Genomic DNA, 18,601 nt, shown 5'->3' on the forward strand with positions numbered 1-18,601 from the left:
TTACGAAAGAATATCCATTTTTGCCCAGAAGCGATTAAGTGATTATCTTGAACAAAGAAAATCATCGGTGATTAATTCAATTCAGAATGAAGATGAAAACTATTTACTTAATGTTAATGAAGATGACTATGTTACATATAAGTTATCTTTGGCTTATGTCGAGCCATTAGAAATTTACGATGATAAAGTTGAGGTATCTTCTACGGAAAGAGATATTCCACTAGAAACAATGTATCAAAATTCTTCTACTTTTGCATTTATGCCCCATGTACTCAGGAAAAGTAGCTATAAAAAGCCAGTATTAAAGTTTCACGTTCCCTTTTCTGGCTCTGTTGAGCTTATTAAGTGTACGCCTAATAATCAGCTTGTATGGTCAATGGAGATTGAATTGCATGATCAAGAGTTCTGTTTTGAAATTATTAATTTTGATGACAATACGGAAAGTATTCAACAACAAAAAGATGAAAACTTAAAAAAAATAATGAAGCAATTACAGAATATTAATTCTGAAGTTAAACAATACAATATAAGATTAGAGTCTGAAATTAAGCAGGTTTTTAATACAAGAAAGAAAAGGATATTAGCAAATAGTGGTGTCTTGGCATCATTAGGAATTCCGATTAAAAAAGCAAACAATGTTTCTTCTACTTTTGCGATTCCCACACCTCAAATTAGAAAAAAGATTGTTGTTAGTAAACCAACTGTGAAGGATATAGTTTTTAAGCCAGAACCAACTATAGATGAAAAAATTTATTATGAAATACTCAAGTCAATCCATGATGTTGGTAAACAATTTGAACGTTTACCTAGTCTTTATGCAAATAAACAAGAAGAACCTCTTCGAGATCATTTGTTAATGATGCTGGAACCAAACTTTGAAGGTTCGGCGACTGGTGAAACATTTAATAAGAAAGGAGATGCCGATATTCTTCTTCGCTATGAAGGAAAAAATGTGTTTATTGCTGAATGTAAATTTTGGGATGGGAAAGTGAGTTTTCTAAAAGCAATTTCTCAGTTATTAGGTTATTTAACATGGAGAGACTCGAAGGTGGCTGTAATTATGTTTGTGGACAACCAAGATTTTACTTCAGTGCTTGAAACTGCAAAAAAATCTATCGGAGAACACCCTAATTATTTAGATTATGTAGGAGAAACTGATGAAACATGGTTTAACTACATATTTCATTTGAATGATGATCGTAATAGAAAGATATATCTTGCAGTAATGTTTTATCACCTACCAAAACAATAATTGAGTTAGTGAAAATGAATACTTTTTTGCAACATTTTTTAATAGGGTAAGCAAAATGAGAGCTTTTAAAACAATGGCAACAATCAATGAGCAAGGACAACCGACCCTAGATAATCCTCTACTAACTAATCAAAATAGCCGTGTAGAAGTAATCGTTCTTATTCCCGAAAATGATGACCTTGATGAACCTTCTAAAGCAGAAATTCTAGCTGATTTTCGTCAAGCTTGGCACGAAGCAATGACAGGACAAACGATTCCCATTTCTCAACTTTGGGATGGAATTGAATGTGAATAAAAATTCCTTAATTCAAATTGAAATTTCGTCAACCTTCAAACGAAATTTACGCAACTTGGCCAAAAAATATCGCAGTATTCGTAAAGATATACAACCTGTTATTGAACAACTGGAACAGGGTGAACAACCTGGTGATCAAATATCAGGGGTTGGTTATGCCGTTTTTAAAGTGAGAGTTCGTAATAGTGATAACCAAAAAGGAAAAAGTGGCGGCTATCGTCTAATTTATTATCTAGAGACGACAACAGGAATTATTTTACTGACAATTTACTCGAAATCTGAACAGGTTGATATTGAGGCCGATGAGCTTCGGAAAATTATTACTGACTATGACTCAAGCATCGAACCTTAAGAGATCGCAAAGTGTGTCTGTACGATCACCATATTTTAAGATTTTTAAATTTTAAGGATTAGAAAGAAATAACTTTGCCGTAATGCCTAACTGGACAGTGGGAAGTTTATGGATGGCAGAGAAGGTAATGACTATGCGGCCAAAGTAAGTCTATCAGGACTTGGAAAAGGGTCAAGTTTAGCGGCAAGGAATTTAGGCAAAAGCAGACTAGGTGGACTTTGAGGAAAAATCATTGGGGCTTGATGTTGGATGGCTAGTTGAGCAATGCGTTCACTAGGATAGCCATGGGAGGGTAGAGTCCGAAACCAGCGAGGGAAATTAGCCCAAATCCCCTGGGGTAACTCTAAGGAAAGAATTTGAAGTAAGCCGAGAACAATGACATGAAGATTAACAAAACGCTCAAAGGCTTCTACTTTGTTTAAAATCTGAGTCTGAACAGTTTGGGGATAGTCAGGGAGGATAAGATTGCTAGGCCAGGTCGGTAAAGTAGGAAGAGCCTTAAGCCAAAAACGATAGGCAAAGCCGCCCAAAAGATGGATTAATTGACGAAAAGTGACTTCAATCTTAAATCGGAGACCGTAAGCGGCAATAATCTCAGGTCCAGTCAAACAGAGGTCAGTAGAAAGCAGAATCAGTCTTTGTCCGTTGGGCAATTGGGTGAGGACAAACTTAACGAGCTGATGGGGACTATCCCAGTGGAACTCAAAGCACTGATAAGAAACGGAGACTTGTTGACCATAGAGCCAGACTTTAGCGGTGGGAAAATCCTCCACAAGAGCAAACAGGCTTTCTAGTTTTATTGAACTCCCCCAAAGCCGTGGTCGTCCTTTCCCCCTCAAGGTCGGAACGGAAGAAAAGGGAGCATATGCCACTGTAGAGCAACGCACTCGGGTGATGAGATGCAAGGCATTTTGGCGAAAACTTTTGAGCACTGCTCCACAAGCGAAGTAAGCATCCAAAATCACATAGCTTCCCGCCTCTGCGTAGGTAGTGCAAAGCTCCCCCATTTTCGTGACTAGAGTAGTCTTCTCTTTTTTGCTGCCTTTTTTCCCTTCCTTTGCCGTTGCTTTGGACTTGATGCCATCGTCTAGCCGCAACACTAAGGGCAAGGCAAAGCAGGCTTTTCCTGCTCCCACCAAAACACTCAAGGCATTGAAGTAATGCCCCCTTATCCATTCTGGCTTCGCCACATTTCCGGATTCTTGGTGTAGTCGTTTTACCCCTGGCATCTTGCGCCCTTCTTTCCCCACTTTGATTCCATCCCCCACATACACTCGTTTTTCCTTGATTCGATATAGATTTTCATGCTGACTTACCCACTTCGACCATCCCAAGGTCAGTCCTTTGACGTTAAATGCCTTGGATTCAAACCAATGTAGTGCCTGATGGTAGGGGTGCGACCTTTAGTTGATAAAAGCTGTTGTAATCAGGGTTCTACAGGGAACCCATATTGATCAAGTTTTGCCCAAAATTGACTCCATCGTTCCTTGGTCAATACCAAAGCTCGTAGGCTCAAAATAATTCCTGCTCCTTTTTCCTTCCATCGCATCCCTGAACAACATAATCGTTGTTTGACCAACGTCTTACAAGCTGCTTCCGTAACACCTGAACCAATCGGATACTTTTTCTCTATGTATTCAGCATAATCCATTTGATGCTGATGATTCTCGTAATAAGTAATCGCCGCTTGTAGTTTCTCGGTAAGATTCTTAGAATGACTTTTTTCTTCTTTGACTTCTTTCATCAGATTTAGCAGTTCTCCTGCTTTTCCTTTTTCATGCTTGAGTTCTCGACAATTTTCAGTCAACCATTCTTTTTGTTTTGACACTGTATTCGGATGCAACGCTTCTGCCAAGGCACCTAAGTAACCAGAGGCATGATAGAAATCTAATATCTGTTCTTCCGTTTGCTTTTCTAAAAACTTCCAATTTGATTCTGCCCCGTCTGCTATCCCGACCAATGTTGCCTCTGGATAACGTTTTTTCGCTCGCTCAATTTCTCTTTCTAATCTTTCTAGAAAACTCTTTTTTCCATACTCTGGTGCCGCACCTAGATAGATTGTATGTTGACGTTCTCCCTCACTATCGTATAGGGAAACGGTTCCCACCATTGCTTCACGGTAGCCATCCTCACACATCAGCATACAGGTTCCATCTAATCCTATTCCCACTGTTGCAATTTGGCTATCCTCCTTGGGCGGGGCATAACTCCACGCTTCTTCTTTTGCCTGTACCACACTTCCTACTGCTTCACTCAATCTTTGGATATAGGATAGCGCTACTTTTCTACCATGATTTTCTAATAAATCATTTTTCACCTCTTTGCCTGCCATCCCTGACATTTTTGAGGATACCTGTTTTGCCAATAATGGCGTTGATGTTATGATTATCCTTGCTTCTCTTTCTAAGGGGCAATACGTTTTTCCTCAAAGGTGAACGCTGATATACATGACGATTCACTATAACCTCACCATAAGGTGTTTGATATTCTTTCGGTTGCTCTCCCTTACTCTTCCAGATTTCTTCACCGATTTTTAAGGGTGAACCATCTGTATCTAAATATTTCAAGGCTTCTTTGCTGGCGATGCAACCTACTTCGTTTAGGGTGCGACCTTTAGTTGATAAAAGCTGTTGTAATCAGGGTTCTACAGGGAACCCATATTGATCAAGTTTTGCCCAAAATTGACTCCATCGTTCCTTGGTCAATACCAAAGCTCGTAGGCTCAAAATAATTCCTGCTCCTTTTTCCTTCCATCGCATCCCTGAACAACATAATCGTTGTTTGACCAACGTCTTACAAGCTGCTTCCGTAACACCTGAACCAATCGGATACTTTTTCTCTATGTATTCAGCATAATCCATTTGATGCTGATGATTCTCGTAATAAGTAATCGCCGCTTGTAGTTTCTCGGTAAGATTCTTAGAATGACTTTTTTCTTCTTTGACTTCTTTCATCAGATTTAGCAGTTCTCCTGCTTTTCCTTTTTCATGCTTGAGTTCTCGACAATTTTCAGTCAACCATTCTTTTTGTTTTGACACGGTATTCGGATGCAACGCTTCTGCCAAGGCACCTAAGTAACCAGAGGCATGATAGAAATCTAATATCTGTTCTTCCGTTTGCTTTTCTAAAAACTTCCAATTTGATTCTGCCCCGTCTGCTATCCCGACCAATGTTGCCTCTGGATAACGGTTTTTCGCTCGCTCAATTTCTCTTTCTAATCTTTCTAGAAAACTCTTTTTTCCATACTCTGGTGCCGCACCTAGATAGATTGTATGTTGACGTTCGCCTTCACTATCGTATAGGGAAACGGTTCCCACCATTGCTTCACGGTAGCCATCCTCACACATCAGCATACAGGTTCCATCTAATCCTATTCCCACTGTTGCAATTTGGCTATCCTCCTTGGGCGGGGCATAACTCCACGCTTCTTCTTTTGCCTGTACCACACTTCCTACTGCTTCACTCAATCTTTGGATATAGGATAGCGCTACTTTTCTACCATGATTTTCTAATAAATCATTTTTCACCTCTTTGCCTGCCATCCCTGACATTTTTGAGGATACCTGTTTTGCCAATAATGGCGTTGATGTTATGATTATCCTTGCTTCTCTTTCTAAGGGGCAATACGTTTTTCCTCAAAGGTGAACGCTGATATACATGACGATTCACTATAACCTCACCATAAGGTGTTTGATATTCTTTCGGTTGCTCTCCCTTACTCTTCCAGATTTCTTCACCGATTTTTAAGGGTGAACCATCTGTATCTAAATATTTCAAGGCTTCTTTGCTGGCGATGCAACCTACTTCGTTTAAGCCTTTTTGAATATTTATTTCTGTATCCAACATTGAACGACTGAGTTCTAATGTTAGTTCTATTTTTATCTTTGAACCCTCTACATTAATTAGTTTTGCTGTCATCATTGTTTCCTCTTTGTCACTTTTCATCCCATGTTAACACTTTTCTTTTCCTTCATCAACTAAAGGTCACACCCCTTCGTTTAAGCCTTTTTGAATATTTATTTCTGTATCCAACATTGAACGACTGAGTTCTAATGTTAGTTCTATTTTTATCTTTGAACCCTCTACATTAATTAGTTTTGCTGTCATCATTGTTTCCTCTTTGTCACTTTTCATCTCATGTTAACACTTTTCTTTTCCTTCATCAACTAAAAGTCGCACCCGATGGTAGTAGCTCTCTGTTAACCCTAAGGCATTGACATAGCTTGTTATTGCGCTCGGTTGGCTGTTGAGCACTACTCCCCAGGCTAATAGGATAAACCATTGGTACGTTGCTTCTCGGCTAAAGGCGGGACGGAGATTCTCTAGGATTTGCTCTAGTCGCTGACATAGTTGCATAATTGATAGATAGCACTGGCTATCGATTTTCTATATCAGCCAGTTTCGGACATAACGGCACTCTTGGGTATCGCATGTCCGATTTTCTTTTCTCACTTACCCTGCTCGAGAACTTCCCACTGTCCAGTGCCTAACAAAGCAGCAGAAATTATGACAATCAGTGACCAGAGTTGATTTTTTTGTGTTCCCCCCAAATCCCTGGTTTGACTTTCCAGACCTGTCAACTTTGTTTCTACTGTTGCCAATTTAACATTAGTTTGATGAATTTCTTGAGCAAGCTTATCTAGTTTTTCATCCGTCTTTTCAAAACGCTCACCAATTTTATCAAAACGAGTATCTAGCTTATCAAAGCATTGTTCTAACTTATCAAAGCGTTCATCTATTCTATTAAGAACCTCTCTTAAATCCGTTTCAACGGTCACGGGGCTAGGCATCACAATCATCCTTGGTTTGGAACAATCCGCTAAAAGTCATTTTAACTCATAATTTTCTCTTGCCAACAAGAATCAAAGCCACACCAAAGTATCACGCTTCCTCGCAACCGATCCTCACTAGCCGCACACAACTAGACAGAACCCTAGGCGATCGCTTAACCTTTCTTAACAAAAAAATTAATAAAGTCCCACCATTGTAGATTATCCGAAAGTCTTAACAAAAGGTGTTAAAAAAAAATAAGAAAGTGGGCCAAAAAGCGAAAATGCGTTAATGATAGGAGTAGCGGCTCAGTTGATCACCACGGTCGAAAAACGCCCCAAATAGTTACCCTACAAACCTTCGCTTGTCTTAACCCCTCTGCCTAATGTTAACAAATTGCAACAAACTCCACTCTTAAAACAACGCTAACGTTGCTTAATTTGTCAGGGAAAGAATCTAGAAAATCAACTTGCGACTTCCTTTTTCCGCAAACTTTCGGCTTAGAAATCAAACCGATTTACTCCTAATTCTGCCATTTTTAGACGAGACACAACCATGAGAACTAAAACCTACGCAACCATAGACGGTAACGAAGCGGTTGCCCGTGTTGCCTATCGCCTCAGTGAAGTCATTGCCCTTTACCCAATTACGCCTTCTTCGCCGATGGGAGAATGGGCTGATGCCTGGGAATCGGAGCATAAACCGAATTTGTGGGGAACAATTCCCTCGATCATTGAAATGCAGAGTGAAGGCGGGGCCGCAGGGACAATTCATGGCGCGTTACAAACGGGATCGCTAACGACCACTTTTACCGCTTCCCAGGGTTTGCTGTTAATGATCCCCAATCTCCACAAAATTGCTGGGGAATTAACGGCGGCGGTGATCCATGTGGCGGCTCGGTCTTTAGCGGCTCAAGGTTTGTCTATTTTCGGGGATCACTCGGATGTGATGGCTGCCAGGGGAACAGGTTTCGCGCTGTTAGGTTCGGCTTCGGTGCAGGAAGCTCAGGATTTCGCGCTCATGGCGACGGCCACCAGTTTGGAATCGCGTATTCCCTGTATGCACTTTTTTGATGGCTTTCGGACTTCCCACGAAGTTCAAAAGGTGGAATTGCTCAGTGATGACGATTTACGGGTCTTGATTAAGGATGAATATGTCATTGCTCACCGTCAACGCGCTCTAACACCTGATCGCCCTGTATTGCGCGGTACGGCCCAGAATCCCGATGTTTATTTTCAGGCAAGGGAAACGGTAAATCCCTTTTATGAAGCTTATCCCAGCATTTTGCAACGGGTGATGGATGATTTCGCCGCTTTAACGGGTCGGGCCTATCATCTCTTCGATTATTACGGTGATCCCCAAGCAGAACGGGTGATCATCGTTATGGGATCGGGAGCGGAAACGGTGGAGGAAACGGTAGATGCGCTGAATGCTCAAGGCGAAAACGTAGGATTGTTAAAAGTGCGTTTGTATCGTCCTTTTGATGCCAAAGCTTTGATTGCGGCGTTACCTGATTCGGTGCTAAAAATTGCGGTTTTAGACCGTTGTAAGGAGCCTGGGTCGGCGGGAGAACCGCTTTATACCGATGTAGTGACCGCCGTTCAAGAAACGCTGTTTGGCAATAATGCAAACTTGAAAGCCAAAGTTCAAAATTTGAAAGTCTTGGTGGGCGGACGTTACGGCCTATCTTCCAAAGAATTTACCCCAGGCATGGTTAAGGGCGTTTTTGATAATTTGGCTTTAGAAAGTCCTAAAAATCACTTTACCATCGGTATTTTTGATGATTTAAGTCTCACCAGTTTGTCCTACGATGACGATTTTTCCACAGAGCCGAGTAACGTTGTCCGCGCTCTTTTCTTTGGTTTAGGTTCCGATGGTACGGTGGGAGCTAACAAGAATTCCATCAAAATCATCGGTGAAGATACGGATAATTATGCCCAAGCTTACTTTGTTTATGACTCGAAAAAATCGGGTTCGGTAACTGTTTCTCACCTGCGTTTTGGCCCTAATCCGATTCGTTCCAGTTATCTAATTACTAAAGCCAATTTTGTTGCTTGTCATCAATGGGAATTTATCGAAAAATTTGACCTGATGACTCCAGCGATCCCTGGCGCGACTCTATTGTTTAATAGCCCCTATTCAGCCGAGGAAGTTTGGTCTCATTTGCCCCGTCCTTTACAGGCACAAATTATTGCAAAAGGTTTAAAAGTTTATACGATTAATGCTTTCCAAGTGGCACGGGATGCGGGTATGGGGGGTCGGATCAATACCGTCATGCAGGTTTGTTTCTTTGCTCTTTCGGGCGTTTTACCGCGAGAAGATGCGATCGCCCAAATCAAGAAATCTATCCGTAAAACCTACGGCAAAAAGGGTGAAGAAATTGTCGAGATGAATATCAAAGCAGTGGATTCCACCCTCGAACATCTTTACGAAGTGTCAATCCCTGCTCAGGTAGATGCCGATGCGGGCGAATTAAAACCCGTTATTCCCGATACAGCCCCCGCTTTTATCCGAGAAGTGTTGGGCAAAATCATGGATCGTACAGGGGATCAACTGCCTGTCAGTGCCTTGCCCTGTGATGGAACCTATCCGACGGGAACGACGAAATGGGAAAAACGGAATGTCGGTCAGGAAATTCCTGTTTGGGATGCGGATGTATGCGTACAGTGTGGTAAATGTGTGATGGTTTGTCCCCACGCCGTGATTCGGGCCAAAGTTTACGATGAGGCTGAATTGGCCAACGCCCCCGCAAATTTCAAGAGTACCGCCGCACGGGATCACGACTGGCAAGGCTCGAAATTTACCATTCAAGTGGCCGCCGAAGATTGTACGGGTTGCGCTCTCTGTGTGGATGTTTGTCCCGCTAAAAATAAATCCCAACCGCGTTTACGGGCGATCAATATGCAGCCCCAGTTACCGCTACGGGAGCAGGAACGGGAAAATTGGGACTTTTTCCTCAAATTACCGAACCCCGATCGCAATGAATTGAATCTGAATAAAATCAGTCATCAACAGATGCAGGAACCGCTCTTTGAGTTTTCGGGAGCCTGTGCGGGTTGCGGTGAAACGCCCTATTTGAAACTGGTCAGTCAATTGTTCGGCGATCGCATGATTGTGGCCAATGCAACGGGTTGTTCATCGATTTATGGCGGTAATTTACCGACGACACCCTGGAGCCAAAATGCTGAAGGTCGCGGCCCCGCCTGGTCTAACTCGTTATTTGAAGATAATGCAGAATTTGGCTTAGGTTTTCGGGTTTCCATTGATAAACAAACGGAATTTGCCGTAGAACTTCTGAAATCTTTTGCTAGTGAAATTGGTAAATCTTTAGTTACGGAAATCATCAACAATCACCAAACCACCGAGGCTGATATTTTTGAACAGCGCGATCGCGTGGTGGCTCTTAAACAACGCTTAGGGGAATTGGCCCACACCAATGACGAAACCCAACGGGCAAAAATTGCCATGTTCCAATCCATTGCCGATTATCTCGTTAAAAAGAGCGTCTGGATTATTGGCGGTGACGGCTGGGCCTACGACATCGGTTATGGCGGCTTAGATCACGTCCTCTCCAGTGGTCGCAACGTTAATATCCTAGTCATGGATACGGAAGTCTATTCCAATACGGGCGGTCAAGCCTCCAAAGCAACTCCTCGCGCAGCCGTGGCCAAATTCGCGGCAGGCGGTAAACCCTCTCCCAAGAAAGATTTGGGCTTAATGGCGATGACCTACGGCAATGTCTATGTGGCCAGTATTGCCATGGGCGCAAAAAGTGAACAATCTACCCGCGCTTTCCTCGAAGCCGAATCCTATCCAGGCGTTTCCCTCGTGATTGCCTACTCTCACTGTATTGCTCATGGTATTAATATGAGTACCGCCATGAACTATCAAAAAGAAGTGGTAGATAGCGGTCGTTGGTTGCTCTACCGTTACGATCCCCGTCTGACGGAAGCAGCCAAAAATCCCCTACAACTGGATATGCGATCGCCGAAACTGAGCGCAGAGCAAACCATGTACAAAGAAAATCGCTTTAAAATGCTATCTCGTAGCAACCCCGAAGAAGCGAAAAAACTGCTCAAACTCGCTCAAGGCGACATTAATACCCGTTGGGCAATGTACCAATATCTCGCCAGTCGTCACCTCGAAACAGGCAACGGTAACGGTCATGGTCAAGCAGGCAATGGTAACACCCCTGTAACCCCAACCCAACAACCCCAACCCGTCAACTAATCCTCTCTGTTTCTCCCCCCTTTCTAAGGCTTCGGCCGTGAGCTCAGCCGAACGGGGGGCTAGGGGGGATCAAACCTACAAACTCAGCTTGATTTTTTAAGAGGTGAAAGAGGCGATCGTGGTCACACAAACCAAAACCCTTTATGAACAAGATTTTAATCTGTGGATTGAAGAGACCGTGAATTTACTTAAAAATCGTCAACTTGACCAAATAGATTATGAGAATCTTATTGAGGAAGTCGAGGATTTAGGTAAAAATCAAAAAGACGACTTAGAAATTCACTTGGAAAATATTTTAAGGAATTTACTAAGATGGAAATATCTAATTTCAGAGCGAGTTAATGATTGGCAAGTTGGACTCCTTAGAAATCGCATTGATATAAAACGAATTGTTAGGGATAGTCCCAGTCTAGGACAATATATTGATAGTGTTTTAGATGAATGTTATGAAACAGCTAGATTGTTAGCCGCGACTCAAATGGGAGTTGATATTAAAACTTTTCCTATTGACTTACCATTTACAAAAGAACAGATTCTTGATCCAGACTATTTACCCGAAGACTAACGAGGCTAGGATGATTACACAAACTGAAGACAAAACTCTATACAATAAAGATTTTTATTTATGGATACAGGAAACAACAAATTTATTAAAAACTCGTCAACTTGATCAGCTTGATTATGAAAATTTAATTGATGAAGTTGAATCTTTGGGATTCATGGAGAAAGCAAATTTACGAGATAATCTTAGAACCTTACTTCGCAGCTTATTAAAATGGAAATATTTACCCCCTCAAGACAATAATGATTGGTCATCTACTGCCCTGCAAGCCTGTTTTGAACTTCGAGATATTCTAGAAGTAAGTCCCAGTTTAAACTCTTACTTTGATGAAGTCCTAGAGGAAACTTATCAAATAGCAAGAAAACTAGCTTCTATTGAAACTGAGTCAGATATTTTTCCTGTTATGATTCCCTTTAAAAAAGAAGAAATTCTGAATGATGATTACTATTTTTCTGAAGAAAATTAAATTTATATAGTAGGGGCGCATGGCGTGCCATTGGTGTCAACTTAAGCCAAAATGCCTACTCACAAAAGATTAGCCTAAAAGCAGGCGGAAGTAAGAGTAGGCTGAAAAAAAGGTTAGTATATAAAAAAGTGAGCAAAAAACAAATGGCAAGACAACATCCTCGGAGAAAAGGAAACCCAGACTTACGTCGTAAGACAAATCAGCCAGGGGTAGAAATCCCTGAAATAACAAAAGAGTTGTTTGAATTACTAGAACCCACAATGTTTACACCATTAAAATATTTACAGGGAACTCATGAGAAAATGATGAGAGATAGGGTGTTAAATTTACCAGTAATGGTGGCATTAGTGTTAAGTATAGTGTATCGTCAAATAGCGGGTATAAGTGAAGCGGTAAGACTGTTAGAGGAAGAGGGATTGCTATGGGTAGCATCATTAAAAGTAAGCAAACAGGCAGTATCAAAAAGAATGATGAATGTGCCAGCCGAAATATTTGCAATATTACTAAAAGGAGTGTTAGAAAAAGCAGCCGAAAAAGGGAAGAAGCTCCAAGTAGGAGAAAAATGGGAAAAAATAAGAGAAAAGTTTAGTGCAGTGTGGATAGCAGATGGCTAAACGCTAGAGCAGATAAGGAAAAATATGAAAATAAGTAAAGAAGAAAAGAGTAAATTGGGGGGTAAAATAATGATGGTAGTGGAAGCCTTTACCCAAAGACCCGTTACTTTATGGTACACAGAAAATGATAAATCAAATGATAAAATATGGTGTGAAGAATTGGCAGCTAAATTACCAGAAAATGGTTTAATTCTCGTAGATATGGGATTTTTTAGCTTTGTGTGGTTTGATTTGTTAACAGAAGCTAAAAAGTTTTTTCTAACCAGATTTAGAGCGGGTACATCTTACAAAACCAAACAAGTATTGTCTCAAGGTAGTCATTACAGAGATGAGATTATCATTATGGGAAATTACCGTTCTAATCCTTGCAAGCATCCGGTGAGATTAGTCTCAGTATTATGGGGAACAATCTGGTATCAGTATTTAACAAATGTGTTGTCTCCCGAACAACTGTCCGCCGAAGAGGTCTGTGATTTATATCGAAGACGATGGACAATCGAAGAAGCCTTTTTATTAACGAAAAGACTTTTAGGACTAGCCTATTTATGGGTAGGGAATAAGAATGGTGTCCAAATCCAGATTATTTGCACTTTGATTTTCTATACGGTCTTAAATCAATTGGTAGGGGAAGTGGCGATTGCTCTAAATCAACCGAAAGAAAAAATCTCAGTAGAGATGGTGTTTCGGAGTCTATACTATGTAGCGAAGGCTATTGCTAGAGGAGAAAAGCCTGATACAGTAACCTATCTGGCTGAACGTGCTAAGTTATTTGGTTTGGTCAAAGCTGAGAGAAAGCGACATCGAGAAAAGGCCGCTCTCAATCAACAAATTTGGGAACCCATTCCTTTAAGTTGACACGGATGATGGCGTGCGCCCAATCCCACAATCGTGTGCGTCCAATCCAACAAAGCGATCGCTCTAAACTAAACTTTTTACAATCAAAATATGATGAAAACTACCTTAGAAACCCCCCTTAAAGTTCCCCCAGGCTACCTCAATATCATGGGCTATGTTGACGAATCTGAGGTTAATGGGCCCGATCGCCGAGCCGTTGTTTGGATACAGGGTTGTGTACGGGAATGTCCAGGCTGTTTCAATACTGCTTCCTGGTCGTTCGAGGAAAACCAATTAATCTCAGTGGAGGAATTAGCCGACAAAATTCTTAGTAAGCCTAAAAATCAAGGCGTTACTTTTTCAGGGGGGGAACCTTTTTGGCAAGCGGAAAATTTAGCGAAGTTAGCCCAGCTATTAAAAACCAAGGGGCTAAACATTATGTCCTTTACAGGTTTTACCCTCGAAGAATTAAAATCCGATAAAGCTCCCCCCCACGCCCAGGAATTACTAGCCGAATTAGATTTATTAATAGATGGCCCCTATTTAGAACAATTAGCCATTAATGACCCCAATTCTTTAGTTTCCTCTAAAAATCAACGAGTTCATGTCTTTAATCCCGCGCTACAGGATAGACTGGATTGGGCTAGCGATCAAATGGAGATTCATATTCTTAAAGATGGTAGCCGCATTATTACAGGCTTTCGCGGTGCAATGGGACTAGATAATTCTTAATTATATTGTTGACTTGATCCCCCCCAGCCCCCCTTAAAAAGGGGGAAGAAATAAATGCTAGTTTGGACTTGCATCCCCCCAGTCTCCCTGAAAAAGGGAGAAATACTTAAAACTTAATTACGGAGAAAAACTGCTATGACACTGACAACTACCTATCTTGGTATGACCCTTAAATCTCCCCTAATAGTTGGGTCTTGTGCTCCCTTAACGGAGGATATTGATAATCTCAAAAAAATGGAAGATGCAGGAGCAGGGGCGATCGTGCTCCACTCCTTTTTTGAAGAACAATTGCGCCAAGAACGTCTCGATTTACATCACCATTTAACTCATGGAACAGAAAGTTTTGCTGAAGCCTTAACTTATTTTCCTGAACCCCATATTTTTCATGTTGGTTCCGATGAATATCTCAATCATATCCGCCAAGCCAAAGAACATTTGAATATTCCCATTATTGGTAGTTTAAACGGTTCTACCCTGGGCGGTTGGTTAGACTATTCCCAACAAATTGAACAGGCTGGAGCCGATGCTTTAGAATTAAATATTTACTATGTTCCGACAGACTTAGATTTGTCTGGGAGTGAAGTCGAACGGAATTATCTCGATATTCTCAGAATGGTCAAGTCTGAAATTAAAATCCCGATCGCCATCAAAGTTTCTCCCTACTTTAGCAATATGGCTAACATGGCCAAACAATTTTCAGAAAATGGGGCAGATGGTATCGTTCTATTTAACCGTTTTTATCAACCAGATATTAACTTAGAAACCCTAGAAGTTTATCCCCATGTGCTATTAAGTACACCCCAGGCAATGCGTTTGCCGATGCACTGGATCGCCATTTTGTACGGTCGTATAAGTGCCGATTTAGCTTCTACCAGTGGGATTCTCCATGCAAATGATGTTTTAAAAATGCTGATGGCTGGTGCAAAAGTCACCCAATTAGTCAGTGTTTTATTACGTCATGGCATTGATTACATTGGCGTTTTAGAAGAGCACATTCGTCACTGGATGGAGGAAAATGAGTATGAATCAGTGGAGCAAATGCAAGGGAGTATGAGTCAGCTTCATTGTCCTGATCCCACCGCTTTTGAACGCATTCAATATATGAAAGCCCTACAAACCTATGCTCCTATTTGGAAGGCACTTGAACATTATGAATCAGTTAGTTAGTTAACGGCTATCTTTCAAGAGAACATCTTACTTTTTTCTTGGTTTAGTAGTCAACAATTAGGGAACGTTACTGTTATGGATAGAAAACGCATTGGCATTTTAACCAGTGGGGGCGATTGCCCTGGATTGAATGCGGTTATCCGTGCCGTTGTTAAAGCTTCAACTCTAAAAGGTTGGGATGTATTTGGTATTCCCTATGGAACTGATGGCTTTATCGAGATTGCCCACGGCAAATATCAGGCAGAGGAATTGTTATTAACAAAAGGGTGTGACCTTTAGTTGATGAAGGAAAAGAAAAGTGTTAACATGGGATGAAAAGTGACAAAGAGGAAACAATGATGACAGCAAAACTAATTAATGTAGAGGGTTCAAAGATAAAAATAGAACTAACATTAGAACTCAGTCGTTCAATGTTGGATACAGAAATAAATATTCAAAAAGGCTTAAACGAAGTAGGTTGCATCGCCAGCAAAGAAGCCTTGAAATATTTAGATACAGATGGTTCACCCTTAAAAATCGGTGAAGAAATCTGGAAGAGTAAGGGAGAGCAACCGAAAGAATATCAAACACCTTATGGTGAGGTTATAGTGAATCGTCATGTATATCAGCGTTCACCTTTGAGGAAAAACGTATTGCCCCTTAGAAAGAGAAGCAAGGATAATCATAACATCAACGCCATTATTGGCAAAACAGGTATCCTCAAAAATGTCAGGGATGGCAGGCAAAGAGGTGAAAAATGATTTATTAGAAAATCATGGTAGAAAAGTAGCGCTATCCTATATCCAAAGATTGAGTGAAGCAGTAGGAAGTGTGGTACAGGCAAAAGAAGAAGCGTGGAGTTATGCCCCGCCCAAGGAGGATAGCCAAATTGCAACAGTGGGAATAGGATTAGATGGAACCTGTATGCTGATGTGTGAGGATGGCTACCGTGAAGCAATGGTGGGAACCGTTTCCCTATACGATAGTGAAGGCGAACGTCAACCTACAATCTATCTAGGTGCGGCACCAGAGTATGGAAAAAAGAGTTTTCTAGAAAGATTAGAAAGAGAAATTGAGCGAGCGAAAAACCGTTATCCAGAGGCAACATTGGTCGGGATAGCAGACGGGGCAGAATCAAATTGGAAGTTTTTAGAAAAGCAAACGGAAGAACAGATATTAGATTTCTATCATGCCTCTGGTTACTTAGGTGCCTTGGCAGAAGCGTTGCATCCGAATACCGTGTCAAAACAAAAAGAATGGTTGACTGAAAATTGTCGAGAACTCAAGCATGAAAAAGGAAAAGCAGGAGAACTGCTAAATCTGATGAAAGAAGTCAAAGAAGAAAAAAGTCATTCTAAGAATCTTACCGAGAAACTACAAGCGGCGATTACTTATTACGAGAATCATCAGCATCAAATGGATTATGCTGAATACTTAGAGAAAAAGTATCCGATTGGTTCAGGTGTTACGGAAGCAGCTTGTAAGACGTTGGTCAAACAACGATTATGTTGTTCAGGGATGCGATGGAAGGAAAAAGGAGCAGGAATTATTTTGAGCCTACGAGCTTTGGTATTGACCAAGGAACGATGGAGTCAATTTTGGGCAAAACTTGATCAATATGGGTTCCCTGTAGAACCCTGATTACAACAGCTTTTATCAACTAAAGGTCGCACCCTAACAAAACATGGTTATGCTTTGCCTGGTATGTTAAAGGGTTTAGATGTTTTGCAATTTCTTAGCGGAAGTGTATTAGGTTCTCTGAGTAAGGGACATCCTGAACAACCGGCGATCGCCGAATCTATTTTAAAGGGCTATAAAATGCTCAATCTAAATGCTTTAATTGTTATTGGAGGGGATGGCAGTCTAGATATTATTTATGATTTGGCCCAAAAAGGTAATTGGAATATTATTGCGATTCCCAAAACGATCGATAATGACGTACCATTTACGGAGTTAGCAGTGGGATTTTCCACCGCCGTTGAAATTGTGACTCAAGCTCTTTATGATCTCACTTTTACGGCTGCCAGCCATGAGCGAATTATGATTGTGCAGGTAATGGGTCGAGACGCGGGTCACTTAACCCTCAATTCGGGGATTGCGGGGGGAGCCGACATTATTTTAATTCCAGAAATTACCCCCTGTTTAACTCCCAAAATTATTGATAACTGTTGCCATTGTTTGGTCAATTTACGGGGGTCAGGTCGGCATTTTGCTTTGGTCGTTGTTTCCGAAGGAGTCAGAGATTTAGAGGGCAAAAAAGAGAAGTATATTGGTGATTATTTAGCGGAAAAAATTGATCAGCAAACAACCTATCTTTGTGAACGTCATGATCCTGCTTTTTGTGGCATTTCCCATTTAGATATTCGAGCTACAACTTTAGGTCATTTGCAACGAAGTGGAACACCGCTTTCTAGCGATCGCCTATTAGCCAATGCCTATGGAATTAAGGCTGTAGAGTTAATTGAGGAAGGGATATTTGATCAGGTCGTCGTCTGGCAAGCGGGTCGAGTAGAATATATTCCTTTAGGGCCAGTGATTAAAGAAATTAAGCAATGCCATGAAGAGAAACGTTGTGCTTTTCCCGTTGATCCCCATGGTTTTATGGTGAAAACCGCTCGTTCCTTGGGGATTTATTTGGGAGATTCTTAAGTTTGAAAGGATAGATGCCGATCGCAGTTTACTGTAAATTATCACGCTTGGCGATCGCTTTTTATCTTTATCGGTAAGGGGCGATCGCGGTTTATTGTCTCAAATTGAAATTCCGTGTTGGCCATTTCTAGCCGTTTGGCTATAATCAATCATGGTAATTTCAACGATTTTAGATCAAGTTTATGGATAATGAGCAAAAATCATTACCTGCTGGCCCAATTGGTGAAATCGTTCCTACCAATCAGCCTCTACCTAGTTTAGACCCAATACAAACCAGTCTATACGAGAAGCTCAGACTTGCGGCAACACCTGAAGAGGCTCAAAGCTACCTCAACTTAATCAAGCAAAGAGAGGAACAAATTCAACAAAAAGAATATACTGATTTTCAATTATTGCAAAGTACAAACCAGATCAACTATGAGCGAAAGTTCGGAGTTTATAGAGAAAGCACGGCAGTTATTTTTAGTCTGATTTCTATTATTCTGGGTTTGTTAACAACTAGCTCTATTCCGTTGATTTCCCCTTTACTCATTATGCTTGGTTTAATTAAGCCTCTTGGTTATTCTATTGGAGAAGTGGTAGAATTATACAGAGGACTAACTCGGTTTGAACAGTCTTCTCGAAACAAGACAAAAAAAGAAGATAAAGAATCTTCTAAACCAAAATAAATAAGAAAGCTTTTTTAGATAACAAGGAGAA

General features: G+C 41.0%; 15 protein-coding genes and 5 pseudogenes. 13 read left to right on the forward strand and 7 right to left on the reverse strand.

Annotated features, from left to right (window positions below; all coding sequences use genetic code 11):
* Positions 1 to 67 precede the first annotated feature (67 nt).
* The 3 genes from KA717_12130 (at position 68) to KA717_12140 (ending at position 1,899) form a co-directional block, all read left to right on the forward strand.
* The gene (locus KA717_12130) at positions 68 to 1,252 is read left to right on the forward strand and encodes a hypothetical protein (GenBank protein UXE63314.1); all 1,185 of its coding nucleotides are present in this window, start codon (positions 68 to 70) and stop codon (positions 1,250 to 1,252) included.
* 73 nt (positions 1,253 to 1,325) lie between these two features.
* Positions 1,326 to 1,547 carry a hypothetical protein gene (locus tag KA717_12135; GenBank protein ID UXE63315.1) on the forward strand — a complete coding sequence of 74 codons (222 nt, stop codon included), beginning with the start codon at positions 1,326 to 1,328 and terminating at the stop codon, positions 1,545 to 1,547.
* Positions 1,540 to 1,899 (forward strand): type II toxin-antitoxin system RelE/ParE family toxin, encoded by a 360-nt coding sequence (locus tag KA717_12140; protein ID UXE63316.1) that lies wholly within the window; start codon positions 1,540 to 1,542, stop codon positions 1,897 to 1,899. Before KA717_12135 ends, KA717_12140 begins: the two co-directional genes overlap by 8 nt.
* 131 nt (positions 1,900 to 2,030) lie before the next feature.
* Here the strand turns inward: KA717_12140 and KA717_12145 are convergent, their stop codons facing one another.
* The 7 genes and pseudogenes from KA717_12145 to KA717_12175 form a co-directional block, all read right to left on the reverse strand.
* Positions 2,031 to 3,233 carry a transposase gene (locus KA717_12145; GenBank protein ID UXE63317.1) on the reverse strand — a complete coding sequence of 401 codons (1,203 nt, stop codon included), beginning with the start codon at positions 3,231 to 3,233 and terminating at the stop codon, positions 2,031 to 2,033.
* A gap of 92 nt (positions 3,234 to 3,325) precedes the next feature.
* Positions 3,326 to 4,240 carry an ISKra4 family transposase gene (locus tag KA717_12150; protein UXE63318.1) on the reverse strand — a complete coding sequence of 305 codons (915 nt, stop codon included), beginning with the start codon at positions 4,238 to 4,240 and terminating at the stop codon, positions 3,326 to 3,328.
* On the reverse strand, positions 4,206 to 4,466 hold the full coding sequence (locus KA717_12155) for a hypothetical protein (GenBank protein UXE63319.1): 261 nt from the start codon (positions 4,464 to 4,466) through the stop codon (positions 4,206 to 4,208). The genes KA717_12150 and KA717_12155 overlap by 35 nt, the downstream gene beginning before the upstream one ends.
* Positions 4,467 to 4,535: 69 nt before the next feature.
* A pseudogene (locus KA717_12160) lies at positions 4,536 to 5,817 on the reverse strand (ISKra4 family transposase).
* A gap of 66 nt (positions 5,818 to 5,883) precedes the next feature.
* Entirely contained in the window at positions 5,884 to 6,033 is a 150-nt protein-coding gene (locus tag KA717_12165; GenBank protein UXE63320.1) for a hypothetical protein, read from the reverse strand.
* 6 nt (positions 6,034 to 6,039) lie between these two features.
* Positions 6,040 to 6,255, reverse strand: a complete 216-nt coding sequence (locus KA717_12170) for a hypothetical protein (GenBank protein UXE63321.1) — start codon at positions 6,253 to 6,255, stop codon at positions 6,040 to 6,042.
* Between the two features lie 92 nt (positions 6,256 to 6,347).
* Entirely contained in the window at positions 6,348 to 6,689 is a 342-nt protein-coding gene (locus KA717_12175; protein ID UXE63322.1) for a hypothetical protein, read from the reverse strand.
* Positions 6,690 to 7,224: 535 nt separating this feature from the next.
* Here KA717_12175 and nifJ point away from each other — a divergent pair.
* The 10 genes and pseudogenes from nifJ (at position 7,225) to KA717_12225 (ending at position 18,570) form a co-directional block, all read left to right on the forward strand.
* A complete protein-coding gene (gene nifJ / locus KA717_12180; GenBank protein UXE63323.1) occupies positions 7,225 to 10,899 on the forward strand; it encodes a pyruvate:ferredoxin (flavodoxin) oxidoreductase in 3,675 nt (1,224 codons plus the stop codon).
* Between the two features lie 118 nt (positions 10,900 to 11,017).
* Positions 11,018 to 11,464, forward strand: coding sequence for a DUF29 domain-containing protein (locus KA717_12185; GenBank protein ID UXE63324.1), 447 nt, complete (start codon positions 11,018 to 11,020; stop codon positions 11,462 to 11,464).
* Between the two features lie 10 nt (positions 11,465 to 11,474).
* A complete protein-coding gene (locus KA717_12190; protein UXE63325.1) occupies positions 11,475 to 11,927 on the forward strand; it encodes a DUF29 domain-containing protein in 453 nt (150 codons plus the stop codon).
* Between the two features lie 143 nt (positions 11,928 to 12,070).
* Positions 12,071 to 13,396, forward strand: a pseudogene (locus tag KA717_12195) (IS4 family transposase).
* A 93-nt stretch (positions 13,397 to 13,489) separates the two neighbouring features.
* Positions 13,490 to 14,107, forward strand: coding sequence for a radical SAM protein (locus tag KA717_12200; GenBank protein UXE63326.1), 618 nt, complete (start codon positions 13,490 to 13,492; stop codon positions 14,105 to 14,107).
* Between the two features lie 135 nt (positions 14,108 to 14,242).
* Positions 14,243 to 15,274, forward strand: a complete 1,032-nt coding sequence (locus KA717_12205; protein ID UXE63327.1) for a dihydroorotate dehydrogenase-like protein — start codon at positions 14,243 to 14,245, stop codon at positions 15,272 to 15,274.
* 75 nt (positions 15,275 to 15,349) lie between these two features.
* Positions 15,350 to 15,538 (forward strand): annotated as a pseudogene (locus tag KA717_12210) (6-phosphofructokinase).
* Between the two features lie 74 nt (positions 15,539 to 15,612).
* A pseudogene (locus KA717_12215) lies at positions 15,613 to 16,894 on the forward strand (ISKra4 family transposase).
* Between the two features lie 33 nt (positions 16,895 to 16,927).
* Positions 16,928 to 17,902: pseudogene (locus KA717_12220) on the forward strand (ATP-dependent 6-phosphofructokinase).
* A 182-nt stretch (positions 17,903 to 18,084) separates the two neighbouring features.
* The gene (locus KA717_12225) at positions 18,085 to 18,570 is read left to right on the forward strand and encodes a hypothetical protein (protein ID UXE63328.1); all 486 of its coding nucleotides are present in this window, start codon (positions 18,085 to 18,087) and stop codon (positions 18,568 to 18,570) included.
* Positions 18,571 to 18,601 lie beyond the last annotated feature (31 nt).

Source organism: Woronichinia naegeliana WA131 (assembly GCA_025370055.1).
In the GTDB taxonomy this organism is placed as follows: Bacteria; Cyanobacteriota; Cyanobacteriia; order Cyanobacteriales; family Microcystaceae; genus Woronichinia; species Woronichinia naegeliana.

Coding starts and splice junctions, on each gene's coding strand:
- KA717_12150 (UXE63318.1), bottom strand. CDS start 4,240: ATGTCAGGGATGGCAGGCAAAGAGGTGAAAAATGATTTATTAGAAAAT.
- KA717_12135 (UXE63315.1), top strand. CDS start 1,326: ATGGCAACAATCAATGAGCAAGGACAACCGACCCTAGATAATCCTCTA.
- KA717_12205 (UXE63327.1), top strand. CDS start 14,243: ATGACACTGACAACTACCTATCTTGGTATGACCCTTAAATCTCCCCTA.
- nifJ (UXE63323.1), top strand. CDS start 7,225: ATGAGAACTAAAACCTACGCAACCATAGACGGTAACGAAGCGGTTGCC.
- KA717_12165 (UXE63320.1), bottom strand. CDS start 6,033: ATGAAAAGTGACAAAGAGGAAACAATGATGACAGCAAAACTAATTAAT.
- KA717_12200 (UXE63326.1), top strand. CDS start 13,490: ATGAAAACTACCTTAGAAACCCCCCTTAAAGTTCCCCCAGGCTACCTC.
- KA717_12190 (UXE63325.1), top strand. CDS start 11,475: ATGATTACACAAACTGAAGACAAAACTCTATACAATAAAGATTTTTAT.
- KA717_12225 (UXE63328.1), top strand. CDS start 18,085: ATGGATAATGAGCAAAAATCATTACCTGCTGGCCCAATTGGTGAAATC.
- KA717_12175 (UXE63322.1), bottom strand. CDS start 6,689: ATGCCTAGCCCCGTGACCGTTGAAACGGATTTAAGAGAGGTTCTTAAT.
- KA717_12170 (UXE63321.1), bottom strand. CDS start 6,255: ATGCAACTATGTCAGCGACTAGAGCAAATCCTAGAGAATCTCCGTCCC.